General features: G+C 55.3%; 2 protein-coding genes. Both read right to left on the reverse strand.

Annotated features, from left to right (window positions below; translation table 11 throughout):
• Positions 1-2,487, reverse strand: a 2,487-nt coding sequence (locus SCT_RS16550; protein ID WP_059425137.1) for a glycogen/starch/alpha-glucan phosphorylase, incomplete at its 3' end; no start/stop codon positions are given.
• 261 nt (positions 2,488-2,748) lie between these two features.
• Positions 2,749-2,961: hypothetical protein (locus SCT_RS17380; RefSeq protein WP_371257754.1), on the reverse strand; the 213-nt coding region annotated here is incomplete at its 5' end.

Here is a 2,961-nt window from a genome sequence, read left to right on the forward strand (position 1 = left end):
GGCCTTGGACATTTCCACTGGCAATGACGTCGCGCGCCAGATGTCCGCGTTATATTCGCGGATGGCGCGGTCTGACGAGAAACGCCCGCAGCGTGCCACGTTCAGGATGGACATGCGCGACCACTGTTCCTGATCCTGGTAAGCCTGGCTCACCTCGGCTTGGCAGTCGATGTAGTCCTGGAAGTCGGCGCAAACGAGAAATGGATCACTATTCAGCAGATCGTCTGTCAGAGGTCGGAACAGGCCGCCGTCGCCATGGGAGAACAGCCCAGAGTTGATCAGGTCGATGACATCGCGCAGGTTTTCGTTCTGATGATAAACATCCCTGGGGTGATAGCCTGCCACCCAGATATCCTCCACCTGCTGCACGGTCTTGCCGAATAGGAAGAAGTTCTCTTCGCCCACGGCTGCCCGGATCTCAGCGTTGGCTCCATCAAGGGTGCCAATGGTCAGCGCCCCGTTCATGGTGAGCTTCATGTTACCGGTACCGGAGGCCTCCTTGCCAGCGGTGGATATCTGCTCCGAGATATCCGCCGCAGGATAGATACGCTGGCCGGTCTTGACGCTGAAGTTGGGCACGAATACCACCTTCAGTATCTTGTTGACCTGGGGGTCGCGGTTGATGACATCGGCCACCGAGTTAATGAGCTTGATGATCAGCTTCGCCATGTGATACCCGGGTGCCGCCTTGCCTCCGAAAATGAAGGTGCGCGGCGTAATGTCCAGCGACGGGCTTTGCTTCAGACGATGGTAGAGGCTGACGATATGCATTACGTTGAGATGCTGGCGTTTGTATTCGTGGATACGCTTGACCTGGATGTCGAACAGGCTGTCCGGGTCTAGCGTGATGTCGCAGCAACGATGGATGTGGTCCGCAAGGCGTTCCTTGGCCAAACGCTTGATTCCGCGCCAACGTGACCGGAAGTCGCTGTTGTCAGCCAGGGGTTCCAATTGGCGGAGCCTCTCCAGATTGCGCAGCCAGTCGCCGTCGATGATCTCTTCAATTAGAGCTGCCAGCGGTGGATTGGCCAGGGCGATGAAGCGACGCGGCGTCACACCGTTAGTTTTATTCTGAAACTTCTCCGGCCACATGTCATGGAAATCCCTCAACAGCGTGTGCTTGAGCAGTTCGCTATGCACTTCCGCGACACCGTTGATGGCCATACTTCCTACACAGGCCAGGTTGGCCATGCGCACTCGGCGAACGCCATCGCCTGAGCCCTCGTCGATCAGCGACATGCGGGCAAGCCGCGCCGCATCGTCAATGAAGCGGACACGCACGTCGTCCAGAAAGCGACCGTTGATATCGTAGATGATCTCCAGATGGCGTGGCAGGATGCGCTGGAACAGGTCCAGGGGCCAGGTTTCTAGCGCTTCCGGCAGCAGCGTGTGGTTGGTATAGGCGAAACTTCGCTGGGTGAGCGCCCAGGCCAGATCAAAATCCATCTGGTGCTCGTCGATTAGCAGGCGCATGAATTCGGCGATGGCGATGGAGGGATGTGTGTCGTTGAGTTGAACCACGAACCGGTCCGGAAAATGATCGAGGCTACCTTTGTCGCGCAGGGTCAGGCGGATCATGTCCTGGAGTGAGCAGGAGACGAAGAAATATTGCTGGCGCAGGCGCAGGTCCTTGCCGGTCTCCGGTTCGTCGTTGGGGTAGAGCACCTTGCTAATATTCTGGGCCGCCACCATGTCTTCCACGGCGCCGTAGTAGTCGCCGTTGTTGAAGGCCCGCAGGTCGAAGGACTCGCGGGCCTCGGATTTCCAGAGCCGCAGCAGGTTCACGTGGAGCACGCCATAGCCCAGGATGGGGGTGTCGTAAGCTATACCATAAATCATGGATTCAGGTATCCAGTGGATGCGCAGGCGGCCTTCATGGTCATGATGGCGTTCAATGCGCCCGCCGAATTTCACCGGATAGCGCTGTTGCCCTGGCAACTCCCATGGATTTCCGTTGCGTAGCCACGCATCGGCAACCTCCACCTGCCAGCCGTCCTTGATGGACTGTTCGAAGATTCCATATTCGTAGCGGATTCCATAGCCGATGGCAGGGATTTCCAGGGTTGCCAGGGAATCCATGTAGCAGGCTGCAAGGCGGCCGAGGCCGCCATTGCCGAGTCCTGGATCCTCCTCGGCATCCAGGATGATTTCCAGGTCCAGGCCAAGTTCCTCCATGGCCTGGTGGACATTACCCCAGATTTCCAGGTTGAGGATGTTGTTGCCCAGATGGGGCCCGAGCAGATATTCGGCTGACATGTAGGCCACCGTCTTCGTGTTCCGGCGCTCGTAGTTTTGGGCCGAGGCGACAAAACGCGAAAGCAGGCGGTCGCGGATGGTATAGGCCAGCGCAGTGTAGTGGTCGAGGGTAGTGGCGTTGTCGAAGGTTCTGCCGGTGACATAGAACAGGTTGTCGACGAACGACCGTCGGATGGCCTCGACCGAACGGGCAGTGCGAGTATGCAAGGATCTTTCGGCAATGTCGGACATACTAAATGATCTCCTAAGGAATCGCTGAACAAGTAATTCGGCGCTTCGGATTTCCATACCGAAAAACGGGTGTCGTGTTTCAAACCAGACAGGGAACTGAAGGAACGTGTAAATATTTTTCAAGAACAGTCATTCAGTTGCTTGGCTTGGCCAGGACTTTCCTGCACAACCCGTCATTTATTCAAGTGTGGTGTTGTACTGACAATGGAAGCATGATGAATCAATGGGATCCGTTTTTAATATAGTCAATCAATAATATTGTCAGAGCATTTCATATGCCAGCAGAAAACCAGTGATGGTCATCAATACCAAGCCTTGCATAAAGGCAAGGTCGGCAATTTTTTCATACCGGCCATACAGTTTTTCATCATCTCCAAATCGTATCGATAAATAGGAGAACCCGGCACTTATCATGAAAATGGCTGAATCAAATGCAAGTAATTGATCGACTCGTCCGATAGGCATCTTTAAGCC

The organism is Sulfuricella sp. T08 (assembly GCF_000971475.1).
In the GTDB taxonomy this organism is placed as follows: Bacteria; Pseudomonadota; Gammaproteobacteria; order Burkholderiales; family Sulfuricellaceae; genus Sulfuricella.